The organism is Nostoc sp. FACHB-133, assembly GCF_014698055.1.
Lineage (GTDB): Bacteria > Cyanobacteriota > Cyanobacteriia > Cyanobacteriales > Nostocaceae > Nostoc.
This window is the reverse complement of sequence record NZ_JACJSH010000069.1, coordinates 13,519-32,906: the sequence shown is the minus strand read 5'-3', so window position 1 is coordinate 32,906 and position 19,388 is coordinate 13,519. Positions and strand designations below refer to the sequence as shown.

Genomic DNA, 19,388 nt, shown 5'->3' with positions numbered 1-19,388 from the left:
ATACCCTTAAACGGCTGCCCATATACCTGTTACCGTGGTAGATACATTATGTGTATTTACTTATCTTTACACAATTTGGTTTTTTCACCCTGTCCTACTTAAATCCTCCTTAAAGTAGTTACAGCCTTCAGCGCTTGAAAACGTATCACATATATTTTGTTCTTCTTTCTCTAGTCTCCTATGGATATCGATTTTTGAGGAACTTCCACAAGATGCATCTACGTTGGGCATTGGGGATTGGGAATTGGGCATTGGGAAGAGGACTTGGGGACAAGGAGAATTGGGGACAAGGGGAAAGACTTGTTTCAAGTTCTCACCTCTTGTCCCCTTGTCCCCTTGTCCTCTGCTCCCCTGCTCCCTGCTCCCCTGCCCCCTGCTTCTTATTGGCAATGATAAAGTTCGTATTCATAGCCGTCTACGCTTGGCAAAGATTTAGTATCAGCGACGCATGTTTTGACGGCTTCTGCTACTGGGGCATGAAAGTTTACCGACCACAAGTCAAAAGGTCGTGGTAGCGTCTTTAAAGTATTTTCTAGAGCAATGGTGGAAGTATTCGGATCTTGATATTGATGGGCAAGGAGAAACAAAGAATTTTGGGGCGAATTGGCAAGTTTCAACTCCCTAGCTACTCCCATCATTTCCCCAGTGTGTATATAACTTTTGTGAGTAGTGGCAATCAGTACTGGTACTGGGGATATTTGTTGGATGAGTTGCACAAACAGGTCAGGGCGATAATATTTTTGATAGCCGAGATTGCAGATTACTGTGACTGCACTAAAAAATCCCATCAGCCAAATTAACATCACGGCTTTTTTACCGTTTATTCTCCATTTACCTATGCTTTCTATGCCATTTTTCCCTTGTTCTCTTTCCATCAATTCTTTGGGAGGATGCCAACAAACTGCAAGACTTGCACCTAGTAAGACAACGATCGCAGGATAGTAAACAAAGTTATATCTAGCGCCTCTGGTCAGGTCAATACCCAAAAAGTACGTAAAGGTCAAAAATAAAGCGATCGCACTGACTGCAACTCCAATAAACACCTGAATCATAATTCGGTTTTCTGGATGCTTTAGTTGAATTTTGATCCCACGCAGCAAAATTGGTACTGCCCAAATAAAGAAAGTCAGCATCACTATTCCAGAAGGAATCACCACCAATAGCTGTGAAGATTCAACCGGTAACAGGGAAATCATTGCAATCAATGTTCCTAAAGCTTGAAAAATTGGGCTTAACCAATCTAGTCCAACGCGCGAACCTCGAATCCACTCGGTCAAAATCCCACGATTTTTGTTCTCTAATAAGATTGGTATCCAAATTAAACCCGCCACCAAAGTACCTACCGCAACGGCATAAATGCGCCGCCAGAGAGAAGAGAAGAGGAGAGAAAATTTGGTGCTAGTTTGCAATTGCAGCCAAGCAAGAGAAATCAAAACTACGGCTTCTGTATAAAGGGTGAAGGTGAAAAAATAATGAGTAGCAATACCTAAAGCATTAATTGCTACCCAGGAAAGTGCTACCCATATAGGTAAAGGTGTGCGGTTTTGAATATGACGTGTGGCAATTACTAAGCAGGTAAGAGAACCAATCACCCATAAGATTGCCAAAGTGTAATGACGTGCTTCTTGTGCTAAAAATACGGCGTAGGGTGATACTGTGATCATGGCAGCAGCCAATTGCCCCACTAACCGCGAACGAAATGCTACCTTACCTAAGACGTAAACACACGGGATTGAGGCAACACCGAATATAGCAGGTAGCGATCGCGCTGCAAATAGCGATACTAATCCTCCTTCACTAGGAAATAATTTCATCCATAGGTAAGCCAGCACAAAATACAGAGGTGGATGACTATCTTGTGTAGCTAAGTTATGAACCACATCACCAATAGTAGCTGCTGGGTTTGGTTGTAGTGGTTGTAATAAGATATCGGGTGCGATCGCTTGATCTAAGGGTACTGATAAAAAATTGTTACCCAAGCTAAACACTAAGGTGGAAAACTCATCAGTCCAAGGAGACTTTGCTGTCAAGTTGGTTAGGCGTAAGCTAATGCCGATGAGCAACCACATCAAAATCAGCAAAGGGTGAAGCCAGGAAGGTGGAAGGCGAGCTTGCCAATAATTATACCAGTGCTTGTGTTTTGAGGCAGAACTAGTATCTACAATCTGTACACAAGGGTCAGTAGATGTAGGTAGCAACGAGATAATTTTTTTGTAAAAATAAAATGCACCTTTGAAAATAATTCTCATTGCCAGGCCTTATACAAATGGATTTGTAGATTTGACGTTTGAGATTTAAGTTCGTTCTAAAATCTAAGAACAAAAATCCAAATCTCAAATCCCCCGTTGTGATTATTTAACATTAGTGACGCGCTAGCTAAGTTTCATCCCATTTAGGAGGGGATTCAAACCCCTTCTAAATTAAGCTTTCTGCCTTCTTCAACTGAATTTTAAGTTTAACCACTATTTTGTGTTACGTATCAACGCTTACACAATTTTTTATCCCAAAAAATCATCAATACTGTACCATTAAGCCAGCGAAGTCAGCAAATATACAGTTGGTAGAGACTATGTAAAGACTTTTTTAGATTGTTATATTAGTTATACTAATCTAAAATCATTAATTGGTTAATAACTATAAGTTAAAAAAATACTAGCTTACCAAATTTTAAAATTGGTGGTCAACAAAAAAGTAATGAGTACAGATTAAGAACTAATGGAATTCTGAATCCTGAGTTATTATTGAATCCAGCTAAATTACTTTGATATTTAGCTATATAGTTAAATATTTTTAGGTCATAATAATGCTGTGTGTCCATAAAAAATGTAGTTAAAATCTATGAAACCCGCTTTAAATGGCGATTGTACTATCAACCATAAGAGTCGTAAAGCAATTCAAAATCCAAAATGTTCGTGTAGCAGTCTCATAGATAAAAAGCACAATACTAGCAAGATTTTTGGCATTCAGAATGCGCCAATTAAATACATAATATCTTATTAAAGTCAAGAGTTTTACACTTTTCCAATAATTTATCGACATATATAAAAATAAAATTAACAAAAATTAATATTCATGTAAATTAAGTATACTATTTAGCAGCCATTGGATTGTAAATCTCTCAAAAGTAACAGCATAAAATCCCCCAAAAGGGCATTGCAAAAAAGGTGAAAATTTTGTTTGTTATTAATCTAATGCCTTTGTTTATTGCTGGTATTGAGTAAATAAACATCTAAAAAATACAGGGTAGATCATGCATATTCCTGATGGATTTGTTTCTGTTCCGGTGGCAGGGGCTACTGGTTTAGCCAGTGTAGCAGCACTTTTTATTGCCTTCGAGCGATCGCAAGAAGCTTTTGGTATCCGTCGTGCGCCCATACTGGGATTAACCACTGCCTTCATTTTTGCCGCCCAGATGATCAATTTTCCGGTAGCTGGAGGTACTAGTGGTCACTTATTAGGAGGAACCTTAGCTGCGATCGTTTTGGGTAGTCCGTGGGCAGGGACGTTGTGTATTGCCACAGTTTTAATTATTCAAGCTGTGCTATTTGCTGATGGTGGCATTACAGCCTTGGGAGCAAACATTTTCAATATGGCAGTAGTTGGTGTTTGGGTAGGCTGGATTTTAACCCAAACCTTGCAACGGCTGTTGGGGGGATTTAAAGGGCGTTTACCCTTAGCTGCTGGTATAGCTGCTGGTGTAAGTGTAGTGGTAGCTGCTATAGCTTGTGCTATTGAGTTAGCCCTCTCTGGTACTGCACCTGTAGCCATAGTTTTACCAGCTATGTCTGGCGTACATATTTTGATTGGCATTGGCGAAGGGATAATTACTGGAGGTGTGCTGACTTATTTAGCTACAGCCCGACCAGATTTGTTACCAGGGGAACAGCAGGAATTTCGCGGCTGGTCAGTGCCAATTGTCACCATTTTCTTGATTGCAGGAGTGCTGTCACTCTTTGCCTCAGCCTGGCCTGATGGTTTGGAAAAAGTCGCTGAAAATACAGGTTTCATTGATTTAGCTGCGAAAGTCCGGGTAATTGTGCCGACTCCCTTAGCTGACTATAGTATTAAGGGTTTGGGGCCAATTGGTACTAGTATCGCTGGACTTATGGGAGCTACAGTTTGCTTTGCTGTAGCCTTTGGGATTGCCAAGGTGGTGAAACCGAAGAATGCTTAAACTTTCTTTGCCATTACGTTTGCAGCTGTCTCTAGTGATTGTGGTAGGAGCAGCGTTATTAAAATATCATGCTTGGTATTGCTTAGGTGTATATGCCGCGATCGCACTTTTGTGGGCTTGGCTGTTGCGCGTATCAATTCGCCACTTGGGAGGATTACTCGGTACAGAATTGATTTTTTTGTCATTGCTAGCCTTGCCTTTGGGATGGGAAAGAGCCAGCTTTTTACTGCTTCGTTCGCTGGTTTGTCTAGTTACTATGAATAGTTTTTTGTTAACCTTACCGCCCCACAGCTTTGGTATTGCCCTGAAAGGCTTACCCGTACCAGCACCTTTAAAGGAAAACTTGTTGTTAGCTGGGCAATATATGGAAATTTTGCTCTCAGAAGTAATGCGGATGCAGCGCAGCGCTCAATTACGTGGTCTGAATGGAACTACGGGATGGTTGCGCTACGCCAGTGCTGCCATGATTGGAGCCTTGTATCTCCGCAGTCTGGATAGGGCAGAACGAGTCTATGGGGCAATGGTAGCTCGCGGTTACAACGGGCAATTGCCCATCGATTCTCCTCTCAGACCGAAAGAGCGTTTTGCCGTATTACTAGCTTGTGCGATCGCTGCTACTGTAACCCTAACTTCTTACAAAATTTAACCCAATCCTCACTCCGCAATCTTGAGTTTGTGAATCTTGAAATCATTAACATCTAATCCCCAACCACCAACCCACAACCCCCACGCAACTGTCGTTGAAGTTGAGAACTTGGCCTATGCCTATTCTCGCCAGGAGCCGGTATTACAAGAAATTTCTTTTACTTTGAATAAAGGCGATCGCGTCGCCTTGATGGGAGCAACTGGTTCTGGAAAAAGCACCTTGCTAGAGAACTTAATCGGCTTAAAACAACCCCAAACGGGGAAAATTATTATTAATGGCATCCCCTTAGAGCCTAAAACTCTACCCCAAATACGTCGTCAAATTGGCTTTAGCTTTCAAGATGCCAACGACCAACTATTTATGCCCACCATCTTGGAAGATATTACCTTTGGCCCACGCAACTACGGAATGTCACCAGCCGAGGCTAGCGATCGCGCCCGGCAGTTATTAGCTGATTTCGGACTAGAAGCCTACGCTAATCGTTCCGCTCACGAACTTTCTGGTGGGCAAAAACGCCTTGCTGCTCTAGCCTCAATTTTAGCCCTAGACCCGACAATTCTAATTTTGGATGAGCCGACTAACGGTCTCGATCCAGCATGGCGACGACATTTAGCGCAAGTATTGTTAAAGTTGCCAGTGCAGGTGATGTTAATTGCCTCCCATGACCTAAATTGGTTAGGTAGAGTTACGCAACGCGCTTTGGTGCTGTCTGGTGGTCGAATTCAAATAGATAGCAATATTCAGCCACTTTTGCAAGATGGTGTTACTTTAGACCAGTTAGGTTTGCCAATAGATTGGTAATTTGAGATTGGGGCATGGGCCAATACTGCTCGGTTAACCATTTTTAACTCGGCATTGGGTTTGGGAAAAGGTTAAAGGGAAAAGGTTAAAGGTTTTTTCTTTCCCCTTTCCCGCAACCCCATTCCCCAAAACCCGACAAATATTGGGACATGGGCACAGAAGTGGAGTTTAAAGACTTATCCACTATTCTCTCTGCCCATTGCCCGTAATATTAGATACTATATTTTGGGTTTTATTGCTGTTGGGGTGTTAATGTCTGTTTTACATAAATATACTGTTATTGCTCCTGTTAGCCTGAGCATCGCTTTGTTCGTTAGCAGTTGCAGCGAAAATAAAGTTTCTCAGTGCCAGCGACTGATTCGAGTTGTAAATGCCGGAACTTCTCTGATTGATAACAATAAAGGAAGGCAAGTCATCACCAGCATACAACTGTCTAAAGATTTAGAATTTGTGACTAAATCGATTAAGGAACTGAATTTAAAAGATCCCAAGCTGAAAGAATTTCAAAGCGGTTTTGTCAATATTTTTCAGAATCTTAGTCAAGCGATCGCCAAAGCCGGTAGAGCGCTTGGTGCAACCAAGACAGCAGAAGCTTCAGAATCGGGTAGAGAAAAAATCCAAAAGGCTAGAACCGAAATTGACTCAGCACTGACAACAGCTACAACTCTTGGCAAGCAGTCAGATACGTTAGTCAATCAGATGAATAAGTATTGTAGCCAGCCAGAATAATTTATCTGGGGAATTGGGCATTGGGAATTGGGCATTGGGCATTGAACATGAAGAAGAGACAAGGGAGACAAGAGAGAGACTTGTTCAATAATTCCCCCTTGTCCCCCTGCTTCCCCTGCCTTCACTGCCCCCTGCTCCCCAACCCCAGCCATAGTAATTTTTATCACTCTTTTTTCATAAATTTTCCTGATATACACCAACTTTGTCTGTCAAAAGAAATATTGGTGCAAGTCAAATGAAATACCATGAGTGATATTAGTCTACTGATGGCGGGTGTGCTAGCAACAGGGCCAATCTCTGCCCTTAATTTACCAGAACAGCCTGTAATCACGCCAGATAATCTGGTGCAGCAGTCAACACAAGAAAATTTATCTCAAGTTGTTTCGCCTGCTGAAATTACACCACCTGAATTTGTGCAGCCAGATATAACTACTTCATTAGCTATAAAGCATAAGTACGAAAATATACTTAAAAAAAGCAGAGAAAAAATTCAATTTATAAATTCCCCAAATTTACCTGAGTTAAAAAATACTCAAGCTGTAACAGAAGTTGCACAGAACCAGGAAAACACAGAAGAATTCTCTCTAGCTCCTCAGCCTCCTGACTCAGACAACCAAATGTCTCAAGTCACATCGGTGTCACAACTTAAAGACGTGCAACCTTCCGACTGGGCTTTTGATGCTTTGCAATCTCTAGTAGAACGCTATGGCTGCATTGCGGGATACCACGATGGGAATTATCTGGGAAACCGCACAATCAGTCGTTATGAATTTGCGGCTGGTTTAAACGCTTGTTTAGAGAAGATTAACGAAGCGATGCCTGCGGTGGTCACTGAGCGCAGCCGTTCGCGGAGCGTCTCGCAGAGAAGTGCGGGCTACGCCTACGCTAATAATAAAATTAATACTGTTAATAGTGAAGATTTAATCCTGCTGCAAAGGTTGCAAAGCGAATTCAAAGCAGAGTTGCAGCAATTACAGCAGCATGTTGAGGCTGTAGAAAACCGGACTACTGAATTACAAGCCAATCAGTTTTCCACAACTACCAGATTATTTGGTCAAGCCGTTTTTAGCGTTCAGGGAACCAATAGCCCCGATGTGGATTTGTTTCCTAGAGATGGAGTCTCTGAACGTCAGGGAAAAACCAATCTGACTTTCACAAGTAGCACCCAACTAACCTTAGCAACTTCATTTACAGGACGAGATTTGCTGTTAACAGGGTTGTCTGCGGGTAATTTGGGTTCTAATGCAGCGTTGCTCTCTACCAATATGGGGCGTTTGGGTTTCGAGTCAAATACAGACAACAATCTAGTTGTTAGTGACTTATCTTATCGATTTGTCGTCTCGGATAACTTCGGAATTGTCGTAGGTACGGCGGGAGTCAACCCCATCAACACCTTTCGGGGTATTAGTCCTTTAGAAGGTTCTAGCGACGGTGCAATTTCGCTATTTGGTCAGCGTAACCCGATTTTAAGTATTGGCAACGGCACTGGCGGTATAGGCTTTGATTGGCAAATTAGCGATCGCATCAGTTTACAAGGCGTTTATAGTGCAGAAATCCCTAGTTTTTCTGGCAACATCAATCAGGGCGGACTATTCGGCGGTAGATTTACTGCTGGCGCTCAGTTAAGTTTAGCACCCACCAATAACATCGATATCGGCGTACATTATCTTTATTCCCACTCCCCAGATGGCTTATTAGGAGGTGGTATCGGCGATTCTCAACTGATTTCGCCTTTTGCAGATGCAACAGCTTTTGATACTCAAGCCATTGGCGCGACGGTTGCTTGGCGAATCAACCCTAACTTGCAATTGGGCGGTTGGGGTGGCTTTACTTCTTCCAAACCATTCAATCTTTCTGGAAATGTAGAAACTACAAACTGGATGGTGTTCGCGGCCTTTCCCAATTTGCTGCGTCCTGGAAATTTAGGCGGCGTTCTCGTCGGACAACCGCCCAAAATTACTTCGAGTACTTTACCCGATGGCTTCAATTTTCCCAAATTTTCTGATGGGGGAACAGCAGGTGGACGTAGTGACACATCAATTCACGTAGAACTTTTTTACCGCGCCCAACTGAGTGATAATATCGCCCTGACTCCAGGTTTATTCGTCATTTTCAATCCCGATCACAATGCTGCTAACGATACTTTAGTCGTTGGAGCATTAAGAGCAACTTTCCGGTTTTAATTTTGTACTGACGTAAATGTAATAAAATACGCTGTTTTAATACTGTATTGTTCGGTACGAAATGCTTTCATCACCCAATGGGAGCAAGGATCGCCCGTGCGTATTTTTTTTGATATGTGATTAAAGGAGCAAATTTTTCATGAAATTACATTCATCAACTAAGTTGGGTTGTGTTGTTCTGAGCAGCAGTAGTTTAGCCGCAGCCATCATCGCTTCATCTGGAACAAGTGCTTTTGCTCAAATCACCATTCAAAGCACTGGTACATTATCAGGTACTATCCAGCTTCCCAGCATTAATCCTAATTTCAATGGCAGTACAACTCGTGTTGATACAGATGACGCGGGGACTTACTCACGGAATTTAGGTACTAAGAACAATCCTAATTACGTTCCTGTATACAAGTCAGACTATGTGAAGGTACAAACACGCTCTGATGGTAGTTTGCATTACTTTGTTGACTTTAAAGGCATTCCGATTGTCTCCTTTAATGGCGTTCTGAATTCGCCAATTCTCTCTGGCGGTGAGTTAACACCTTATAAATATCAGGGAAGATTAGCAGGAACCACATTTCAAGGAGTAGTTCAGGATGAATTTAATCTCACAAAAGCCTTATACACTGGTACTGTCACCGATCCAAAAACCGGAAATCAATATCAAGGAACCTTTGAAGTGAGTGGATATGGAGTCAGATATAGCGATCGCAATGGTGGTGCAACCCCCACGGTCTTTGATTTCAAGTCCGATATCCCAGGTTCGCCAAAGGTGACATCTTTGGAAATGACTAACTCCCCCCTAGCGAGAATAACAATCAAAGTACCTGCAAATGCAACCCTCATAACTCCTACACCCGTTGGTGGTAATACGCCTACTCCAGCACCCGTAGTTAGTGGTGATAGTACACCTACTCTCCCGCCAGTAATTAGCGGTGGTAGTACATCTACTCTGCCAACGATAGTTGATGGTGGAAGTGAATTCACTGTTACACCAATAGTTGATAGTGGAAGTGAATTTACTGTTACACCAATAGTTGATGGTAGAAATGAATTTACTGTTACACCAATAGTTGATGGTGGAAGTGCGATCGCTTCCCCGACAGCTACAAGGAGTAATTCTCCGTCACTTTCTACTACACCTAATATGGAATTCAGTAACGGTAATTCCTTAGAGGGTAATCAAGTAATGGTTAACCCTGCAACCCTTGTTCAAGCTGCTTGTTCACAGGATTCTACCAATAGCTGCACAATACCCGCTTCACCCAAACAAGCGATCGGCCCCCGTAGTCGAGTACTAGTACGTTAGTGATTTGAGAGCTTCTTTTGTCCCCTTTTTTTAGCTACTGTGTACACATCTCTCTACAAAACCAAAATGTTGTAGCTCCTCCTAAATCCTCCGATAAATTGGAGGAATTTGAGAGGTTTTTGCTCCCTTTTTTAAGGGGGGTTGGGGGGATCAAAAGCTTGTGGGGCAACTTTTAAAGACTTGTGTGTACACCGTAGCCTTTTTTTAGGGTGGTTTTATACAAGTAGAGAAAAACTAAAACGGTGTTTCAAAGCCTCTCCCCGAAGCGGAGAGAGGTTTGGAGAGGGGGAAAAGCCGTGCCACAAAATGAAAAATCTAGACTTATGTATTTTTCTTTCTTCGTATGAAACCACCTCTTTTTTTAAGCGGATCAAAAGCCTGTGAAACGACTCTAGAAGACTTGTATGTACAGCATAGCCCTGTAAACTGAGAGAGTTTGGGGTGTGGTCTTGGCAAAAGTTTTAAGGTGCTTCTGGAACTCTCGCAGGACAAAATGGAATAAATATGTATGATACCCAGGACAGGGGCAACATTGCAATTAAAAAAGTCCACTAGAAGTTATTCGTGGCGTTTTAGTTGCTCAGGCTTCGTCTCAGTGGTAGATTTTACCCTGATGATTTTCTGGCTATACTAGTGATTTAAGCTGATTGATTGATAAATTTCATCCCCCAGTATGAAACACATAAAAACTAGAAATTTCAGACATAATATTAAGTGTGCATTTCCTTTTAAGCGACACAAAAGCCTTGTCTGGTCTTAGAGTAAATAAATTTCCTTGGGGGTAAAAAATTTCATCAGTCAATCACTGAGGTTATTAACACTAACATTACAGAGTCAATCTAAAACAATCAAACATCTTCTGAGTTAGCACCTATGAAAGAAGAATTGATAGCCAGAATTATACAAGTATTGCAAATTAATATGAGTTGGATGACTTGGAATTTATTTCTGGCTTTTATACCTTTGGCTTTGAGTGTGTGGCTATTTCGCATGAGGCGCGGTGGCACTTGGCTTTGGTGGCTAGGATTCTTAGTTTTCTATGCTTTCTTACCAAATGCACCGTATTTGTTGACCGATGTAATCCACTTGATAGATGATATCCGCACAATTCAATCTGTGTGGATGATTACTTTAATACTCATACCTCTGTATTTACTAGTAATTCTCGGTGGATTTGAAGCTTACGTAATATCGTTAATTAATTGGGGTTACTACCTACATCGCATCGGTAAGAGTCAATGGATTTGGCGCGTTGAGTTAATTACACATTTTCTCTGCGCTGTTGGTGTTTATTGGGGGCGATTTTTACGTTTCAACAGTTGGGATTTTATTACTCAACCCGATGCCTTACTTACTAAAGGGGTAGAAGAAATTTTGGGAAAACAACCCTTGGTAATTATTGCTATCACTTTTGTGGTACTTGCAGGTTTGTACTGGATTATGAAACGAGTAACTTTAGGTCTTAGCAAGCCAGGTAGTAGAATCGGTATCAAGTCAGAAAGCACTAACTCTAACACGCCAAACATTTGATGTTCCTGGCGATTTCAGATTTTAAATTGGGGTTTTCATTAGTAATTCTATTGATGAATATTGCCTATCAAAAGAAAGATGCAATTAAACCCTCCTTAAGGTGAAATAAACTCAGAAGCAAACGGTCGAACTTTGACCACCACCATCTGAGAATAGCGTCCTATCAGATTGTTGAATATCGATGGTCTGATCTGATATTTTTGATCCGTTTATAGGAGGGGTATCTTATGGAGTTAATTTCTAGAGAAGAAATAAAGACATTAATAGAACAGCCTAAAGGGAATTGTGTTTCAATTTATATGCCAATGCACCCAGCCGGGCCAGAAGTGCGACAAAATCCAATTCGCTTTAAAAACTTGGTCAAGGAAGCGGAGACTCGTTTAATTGATGCGGGTTTGGAGGAAAAAGATGCGATCGCATTATTGGAAAAATCCCATGAAATTGATACCCAAGAGTTTTGGGAGCAAAAGGGAGAACCAGGGTTAGCGATTTTTATTTCTGAAAATATTTTTCGCTATTATACGCTGCCAATTGATTTTCAAGAGTTGGTCGTGGTTACAGACCGATTTCATATCAAGCCACTGCTGCCAATTTTAAATGGCAATGGTCGCTTCTATATCCTGGCTTTGAGCCAAAAAGATGTCAGATTCTTTGAAGGAACACGCTACAGTGTTAATGAGTTGGAAGTAGAAAATCTCCCTAAAAGTCGAGATGAAGCTCTGCAAATAGACGAGACTGCTCAAGAAGGTGAGTTCCACCTCGCACCATCAAAAGTAGGAACCACTAATCCTTTTTCACAATCAGGCACATTTCACGGTCAGGGAAGTCCTGACAGAGATAAACAACAAGAATACATACTACAATTCTTTCAGATTATCGATCGCGCATTACACGAAAAACTGAAATTGCAAAAAGCGCCTTTGGTACTGGCTGGGGTAGAGTATCTCTTGCCTTTATATAGACAGGCAAATACTTACCAACATTTGATGGATGAAGCGATCACTGGTAATCCAGAAATTCTCAGCGCCCAAGAGTTGCATGACCAAGCTTGGCCGATTGTCGAGGCTGATTTCCAGAAGTCTCAAGAAGGGTTTTTAGAGCAATTTCACTAATTGTTTGGTGGTGATACTGGCAAAGCATCTAACAACCTGAAAGAAATTGTCTCAGCAGCTTATTACCAACGAGTGGATTTATTATTAGTTGCAGTTGGTCAACAACAGTGGGGTTTATTCGATCCAACTTCGGAAACGGTTTATTTGCACCCAGAAAAAGAAACTGGTGATGAAGATTTGTTGGATTTTGTTGCTGCTCATACCTTATTAAATGGTGGCACGGTTTACGCTGCTCCCTTTGAACAGATTCCATATAGCACACCTGTTGTAGCAATTTATCGATATTGAACAAACATTTTGACGGTGTTATATAAAGCTGAATTTGCTATATACAACACCAACGATGATTACTATTCGCTGCTTTAGGGACGCTTGAAAAGTATTTCCTCTGGAAGTCCCTTATGGATTTAATTTAATTGGGAAACTAGGATTAATCGGTAAATTAGGATTAATCGTGATACTAGGAACTACTTTAATCAGGCGAGAAACAGTGATATCAATCAGCTTATCTTGATTTGAGGCACTATGTCCTCCTTGCGATTGTCCAACGGAACATAAGTCATTTTTGTTCGGTACGAATAACCAGCTAGAAGGAGAGCAACCTATCCAAAAGTGTCTGATCATTTGAATTCTTGCTGTTGCCACAAACTCTCCCAGATTATTATAAGTTATGGGGCCACTAGCAATTAAGTATTGAGCAGAAGCAGGGGAAGGAGGCTCATCCGTTGGGCCTGCGTGTGAAAATTGTTTTACTACTGTTTGCGGATTTGATGAAATGCCGGAGTTAAATGTCACCTTATTATTCGTAAAAAGTGTTGAGCTAGGATATAAAATTGGCCATGTGGTACCAGTACCAACATGAGGAACATACTTTGTACCATTTTCTTGATAGGATGCAGGTAAGAAGTATTGAGGGCCAATAAAAAAGTTTACCGATTCTCCTGATTTAATAACTAATGGATTGGGAGGAGAAGAAGTTCCACCGTATTGAGCTTCAAGTCTTGGATTTAATAATGGTCTATTTTCTCTTGGCATGAGATTTAGAGCTTCATAAACATCAATATCCAAGCACGTCTTTGTTGAAGCACCAGGGCAACTATTAGTTTTTTGAGCTACAGCTTTTGAAGTTTGTGAATCTGTCCACGAATTCCAAGTTACAATTGTTGCTGTCAGACTAGCAATGGAAATACAAGCCACGATTGCTGTTGTAATAAATACGAGAATTTTTTTATTCATAAATTCAACTCCAAATCAATCAAAATTTATTAAAAATATCTCTGTTTTGCCAAAGCAAATCTAAACTATGAATAGGATTTCCAAAGATTTTGACTAGTTTCCGCCCTAGCGCATAAAAATAAAATCTATATAGACTACAGAGAAAATACCTTGCCTTTCGGAAAATATTTCAAAATAATTTCGTCAGCTTTTAGTGCGAGCTAACCTAAAAAAAATCATTGTTGGCAATCAATGACAGAACATATTATATTTATTCACGCCCATCTACTTAAAAAGCTTTTCTTGTGTAAAATACTGTAATTTATTGTGTGACAAAGTATTATGAGAGATAATACTTCTTAATAAATTTATTCATCAGGTGTTTCTTATGCCCTTGCGCCTATTGTTGACGACGCGCTGCTGCTAAAATTAGGCGTTGTTCAGCACGAGCGATCGCCTGATATGTTCGCTCCACTGCTTCCGGTTCAACAGAAATGGAAGTTATACCCCATTCCACTAATTTATCGATGATTTCTGGATAAAGGGCTGGTGCTTGACCGCAGATTGAACAAGGTATACCGGCACTTTTAGCCATTTGGATCAGTTGAGCGATCGCACCCATAACTGCGGGATGACGTTCATTAAATACTTTTGCTAGCTGTCCTTGTTCTCGATCCACTCCGAGCAATAATTGGGTTAGGTCATTTGTACCAATGGAAATTCCGGCTGCACCTGCTTTCACATATTCTGGCAGCAAAAATAGTACGCTTGGCACTTCCGCCATCATCCACAATTGAAACTGCGACACCTCGGTTAAAAGAGCTTGCTCAACTTTGCGACGGCAAAAGACAAATTCTTCTACAGTCCGCACAAAAGGTAATAATAGGTTGACATTGCTGTAACCAGCCTGCTGTACCCTCGCTAAAGCTTGCAGTTCTAACTCAAACACTGCGGGATTTCGTAAATAGCTGAAAGTGCCGCGTTCACCCAACATCGACTGGGATGAATATTCTAAATTATCACTCAATGATGGTAAATCCTGCGATCGCCAATCTAAGGAACGATAAAAAACTGGTCTTGGTGCAAAAGCACGAGCAAATTGCATAATCTGCTCAGACCATAACTCTAATAATTCTGCCTGACGACCGTCTAAAATCCAACTATTGGGATGTTGTCCGTCCAATATATTTAATATCATTAATTCTGAGCGCAATAATCCTACGCCATCCACAGGGAAGCTTTGCACTTGTTCTATTAAACTGGACTGACTCAAGTTAACCAGTAGTTGGGTAGCAATCATGGGTAGATGAGAAGTGAAAGTAGGATAGGGCGCTTTTGGGTTGGGGTGATGTGGGGAAAGAAGTTTTTCTTCTCTCTCTTTCTCCATCTCCTCCTTTGAGTCTCCTTTGATGCGATAAACTTCTCCTCTGTCGCCATCAAGCAGTAGTCGTTCGCCCGTTTGGATTAAGGTTGTAGCGGATGTTGCGTTTACTACTGCTGTGATCCTTAATTCTCTAGCAAGAATTGCGGCATGGCTGGTTAATCCGCCTTGTTCTGTGATAATACCAGCAACTTGGTGTAGTAATGGTAGCCAATCAGGAGTGATTGTTGGTACTACTAAAATCACACCCTTGGGTAGTTGTTCGGGTTTCTGTTGTGAATGAGGAATTACTAAGGCATTAGCCACAACACGTCCCCCTGCTGCTCCTAGTCCCCTAATGAATTGTCCGTGGGGAATTACAGATTGGGGAGAACTAACTTGTGTGATGTAGAGCCTGTTAGATGTGCTTTGTTGAGCAATAGTCCATTTAATGGTAAAAGTTTTACCTAGTTCACTTACTAGTTGGGTTCCCAGAGCAATTAATTGTTGTAAATATTCTTCTTGTAAAGCGTACTGTTCTTGTTGGGCTTCTTGAATTACGTAGGTACTCAGAGAAATATGATCTGGTGTTAGCACTGAGTTAGGTGTGGGTTGCAAAAAAGCTTCAGGCGCTGCATCATTCACCCCATAAGCCAGCATTTTATTGCCTAACTGTTGCTCAAGCACAACCCCAGTTGCCTGTTGAATGTAGTAAATATCTGGCTGGACTTCACCAAGATCGATCGCAACTCCTAATCCCCAAGTAGCCTCAATTTCCCACCCAGAGGAGTTGGCTTTGAGCAAACCACTAGCGATCGCATTCTCAACAGGTTGCACCAAGACTGCTAGATTTATTTGTTGCAGATTAATTCCTGCTCGTTGCCAATATAGGAGACTTCTAGCACGAAATATCTGACTCCAAGTGCGCTTTAATGCCCAAGCGATCGCTTCAGGTTCGCACTGGCAAAACACCGACTCCAGCAAACCAGATATATTCTTTATACCTGGAGTAGCATTTGATATTGATAAGGTAGGTCGAAGAATCAAACAGCTAGTTTGCCATTCCTTAGCAGCTTGAAAAATTGTACTCACCCACTGCTGCGGCACAGTCGCAGTGAGAATTTCTTGACGCAAGCGACCAGCTACCTGCTGAAGTTGCCGCCAATTAGCAACATCTAGATGTAACGAAGAATGGGGTAAGTCAGCCACTAATGACTCTGAACTATTGAGATTTTCAAGAAATTGCCGCAAAATTTCTGCCGAAACGACAAAACCAGACACCACCGGATAGCCACGCTGCATGATTCTGCTCAAGTAAAATGCTTTGTCACCTACTTTGGCGCGGTCTTGTAATTTAATTTGGTCTAGCCAGTAGAGTTTGTCCACTCAATTTGTTAGTTGTCTATTTGTAGCCACAGGTATTTCCTTCTGGTACGTTATCAGCCGTAAATCCACTGACTCTCTACTAGGAGGAGTTTCCAGTATTTACATTTAATTTGCTGACCTTATTAGTGGTTAATTGCTAATCACGCCATATATTACTGTCAGTAGGTCGGCGCAATTAAAGCTAATTGGCACAGGCTGTCATTTTCATTGGTCACTTGTACTGAGCGTTCCCCTCGCGTCTCGTAGAGAAGTATTGGTCATTAGTAAGGGCTTTAAGTCTATTCAGGTTTCGTAACATACTTGAGTCTTTTCGCACCAACTTACTTACTTCAACTCTTTGTAAATCAAATATTGTCCTTCATTTAGCCTCTCTTCCCTGAAACCGGGGGTTTAGTTGTTTGAGCGAGTTGTAAATGTTAGTATCACATTTAATTATTTAGTGTATGGGTTAAATCTAGCAATTTGAGGTAAAATTTTATAGTTCATTTATTTAAAATAGTTGAGATAACTATTTAATCAAGCTAAAATTTATGTCGTTTACCCAGATTGCGATCGCTGTCATAATTTAATAACGGAAAATTTATTCAGTTTTGATAACAAAATATCTTAATTGGAAAATAATCTTCAGAATGGAAGATGTTGATTTACATCTAAAAAAGTATCCCTGAATTGAAAGAATCTAAACTTAGTACTTATATTTGATTTTTTACAAAACCCTTATTGCCTATTAATCCAAGATTAAGTTCAAAAAACAAAGCAGATGACTAGATGATATAAACTTTCAATTACAACCGTTGAATTAGACTCCACTAATATAAAGAGTAAAATACTTTTGCACTATTTTGTAAAAATATTAATAATTAACCTAGTACACTCTAGCGGAAATTTGCCAACCTTTAACAAAGGTATTTTTCCCAAGTCTTGTTAATTGAGATGGTAACTGGATTTCCCCGTGCTGTACTATGTAAGTAAGTTGGCACAATAAAATCAAACTATGTAAAGAAAAATGAACTAGGCTAAAACCCTAATGCCTATTGCCTTATGCCAACGACAATTATTTACCCCCACTTAACTTATTTAAAATTATTTACACCAGACTAAACATTGCCAAACACTTACTACATTGCAACTAATGATTGGCTAAATATCAGCTTCAGATTATGTTTTGCGTTATTTATCGGAGCGATTATCGGCTTAGAACGCCAAATTAGCCGCAAACCAGCCGGTTTAAGAACTCACACGCTGGTGAGTCTAGGTTCAGCTGTGTTTACCTTGATAATTATGCAAACAGGAGGATTGCAAAATAGTCCTGATGCACTTAGCCGCGTCATTCAAGGAATTGCAGCCGGTGTAGGATTTCTCGGTGCTGGAGAAATTGTGCGCCAATCTTCTCAAGAATCACAGCAACTTGAAATTCACGGACTCACATCAGCAGCAGCTATTTGGGTTTCGGCTGCATTGGGAATTGCTGCCGGTTGTGGTTTGTGGCAGTTAGGATTGATTGGTACTCTACTGACTTTTCTGATTCTCAACGTTTTTAAAAGGTTAGAAAAACGTCAATAAAAATTAGGATTTCAGCCTGCCACATAAATATTAACTATTGTCAATCAGCCATTTTTAAGGAATTAAACGGTTAACAAATCCCTTTTCATCTATGTGTTTTATAGTTGTTAGGTAGTTAAATAAACTACCTTTAAACCTCAGAGGTGTAGAGAAGCCAGTACGTTGCAGGGATTGTCACCGTTGTAGCAACTGGCCCAACACAGAGAAAAAAAGAGATTTTAGAGTCATCTTGAAAGGGCTAATCCTAAATCATCATTAATTTTGGATTATTTCTCCTGCTTTCACAAAAAGAATTTGGGAGGACTTTAACCACTGGGAATCAAAAGAACCCAAGTGAGTGGTAGTAATTAGGGTTTGAAAGCGGTCTTGAATAGCATCAAGCAATTGATTTTGGCGGGATAAATCTAGTTCGGCAAGAACATCATCAAGTAATAGTAATGGTGGCTCTTTGACGACTTCTTCAATTAATTGTAATTCGGCTAATTTTAAAGCTAGAACCAGCGTTCGTTGTTGACCTTGAGAACCGTATTGACGAGCGGGTGTCTGGTTAATAGTTAATTCTATTTCGTCTCGATGGGGGCCGACAAGAGTAGTACCTTGGTGCATTTCAGCAACGGCTCGCTGCTGAATTTTTGCTAAAAAAGCTTGCTGTACTTCTTCTGGCTGGTTATCCTCTAAAGGAATATTAGGTACATATTTAATTTGTAGAACTTCTGTACTGCCGCTAATACTGGCGTGCCAAGCACTAGCAATAGGAGCTAATCTTTGGATGGCGCGATCGCGTCTTCTAATTACTCTGGTTCCTGTGGTAGCTAACTGTGCATCCCACACTGCTAGTTCTGAGTGTAGAGACGTTGCATCCAAAGTCTCTACATGGCGTTTTAAAAAGGCATTGCGCTGACGTAATACATGATTATACTGCTGCAAAATGTGAGCATAAACTGGTTCGAGTTGAATTAAGAGTGTATCCAACCAGTTGCGGCGACCCTCCGGGCCGCCGCGTACTAGGTCTAAATCCAGGCTGGAAAACTGCACTGCGTTGAGAACGCCAAGAAAATCCATTTGACGGCGGATAGACTCACCATTGAGAGCAACGCTCCGGCGACCATTGCGCCGGAGCGTTAAGGTAAGGTCACTAACGCCTGTTTGTCGCTCAAGGGTGGCATTAATTTGGGCTATAGCTTCCCCTTCTTGAACCAAATCGCGATCGCGGGTCATGCGGTGCGATCGCAATGTCGCCAGCAACTCCACCGCCTCCAACAAATTCGATTTTCCCTGAGCGTTATTACCTACCAAAATTGTTTTGGCAGCAGTAAATTCAACCTTTTGGTCTTGATAATTGCGAAATTGTCGGAGGTTTAGAGTTTTCAGGTACATAAGTTCAATTTT

The 19,388-nt window shown here is 41.1% G+C and carries 12 protein-coding genes and 1 pseudogene; 9 read left to right on the top strand and 4 right to left on the bottom strand.

Translation table 11 applies throughout. The features are described 5' to 3' along the window. Nucleotides 1-380: 380 nt before the first annotated feature. Complete coding sequence (locus H6G86_RS32445; RefSeq protein ID WP_242065084.1) at nt 381-2,249, bottom strand: glycosyltransferase family 39 protein; 1,869 nt, start codon at nt 2,247-2,249, stop codon at nt 381-383. Between the two features lie 1,001 nt (nt 2,250-3,250). Here H6G86_RS32445 and H6G86_RS32440 point away from each other — a divergent pair. The 8 genes and pseudogenes from H6G86_RS32440 (at nt 3,251) to H6G86_RS32405 (ending at nt 12,763) form a co-directional block, all read left to right on the top strand. Next, nucleotides 3,251-4,174: an energy-coupling factor ABC transporter permease gene (locus H6G86_RS32440; RefSeq protein ID WP_190937764.1), complete on the top strand. Its 924-nt coding sequence runs from the start codon at nt 3,251-3,253 to the stop codon at nt 4,172-4,174. Then, nucleotides 4,167-4,820 (top strand): energy-coupling factor transporter transmembrane component T family protein, encoded by a 654-nt coding sequence (locus H6G86_RS32435; RefSeq protein WP_190937763.1) that lies wholly within the window; start codon nt 4,167-4,169, stop codon nt 4,818-4,820. The genes H6G86_RS32440 and H6G86_RS32435 overlap by 8 nt, the downstream gene beginning before the upstream one ends. A gap of 36 nt (nt 4,821-4,856) precedes the next feature. Beyond that, the gene (locus H6G86_RS32430; RefSeq protein WP_190937762.1) at nt 4,857-5,621 is read left to right on the top strand and encodes an energy-coupling factor ABC transporter ATP-binding protein; all 765 of its coding nucleotides are present in this window, start codon (nt 4,857-4,859) and stop codon (nt 5,619-5,621) included. Nucleotides 5,622-5,873: 252 nt separating this feature from the next. Then, complete coding sequence (locus tag H6G86_RS32425; RefSeq protein WP_190937761.1) at nt 5,874-6,350, top strand: hypothetical protein; 477 nt, start codon at nt 5,874-5,876, stop codon at nt 6,348-6,350. A 245-nt stretch (nt 6,351-6,595) separates the two neighbouring features. After that, entirely contained in the window at nt 6,596-8,533 is a 1,938-nt protein-coding gene (locus tag H6G86_RS32420) for an iron uptake porin (protein ID WP_190937760.1), read from the top strand. A gap of 139 nt (nt 8,534-8,672) precedes the next feature. Continuing rightward, nucleotides 8,673-9,833: a hypothetical protein gene (locus H6G86_RS32415; RefSeq protein ID WP_190937759.1), complete on the top strand. Its 1,161-nt coding sequence runs from the start codon at nt 8,673-8,675 to the stop codon at nt 9,831-9,833. Nucleotides 9,834-10,706: 873 nt separating this feature from the next. Further along, the gene (locus tag H6G86_RS32410) at nt 10,707-11,363 is read left to right on the top strand and encodes a DUF1361 domain-containing protein (protein ID WP_114084385.1); all 657 of its coding nucleotides are present in this window, start codon (nt 10,707-10,709) and stop codon (nt 11,361-11,363) included. 227 nt (nt 11,364-11,590) lie between these two features. Then, nucleotides 11,591-12,763 (top strand): annotated as a pseudogene (locus H6G86_RS32405) (baeRF3 domain-containing protein). A gap of 111 nt (nt 12,764-12,874) precedes the next feature. On the opposite strand, the gene H6G86_RS32400 reads toward H6G86_RS32405, so the two are convergent. Then, entirely contained in the window at nt 12,875-13,711 is an 837-nt protein-coding gene (locus tag H6G86_RS32400; protein ID WP_190937758.1) for a hypothetical protein, read from the bottom strand. Between the two features lie 379 nt (nt 13,712-14,090). Further along, nucleotides 14,091-16,436, bottom strand: a complete 2,346-nt coding sequence (locus tag H6G86_RS32395; RefSeq protein ID WP_190937757.1) for a putative PEP-binding protein — start codon at nt 16,434-16,436, stop codon at nt 14,091-14,093. 1,104 nt (nt 16,437-17,540) lie between these two features. On the opposite strand from H6G86_RS32395, the gene H6G86_RS32390 reads away from it, so the two are divergent. Then, nucleotides 17,541-17,999 (top strand): MgtC/SapB family protein, encoded by a 459-nt coding sequence (locus H6G86_RS32390; RefSeq protein ID WP_163927454.1) that lies wholly within the window; start codon nt 17,541-17,543, stop codon nt 17,997-17,999. A gap of 255 nt (nt 18,000-18,254) precedes the next feature. Here the strand turns inward: H6G86_RS32390 and recF are convergent, their stop codons facing one another. Beyond that, complete coding sequence (gene recF, locus H6G86_RS32385) at nt 18,255-19,376, bottom strand: DNA replication/repair protein RecF (RefSeq protein ID WP_190937756.1); 1,122 nt, start codon at nt 19,374-19,376, stop codon at nt 18,255-18,257. Nucleotides 19,377-19,388: the final 12 nt, after the last annotated feature.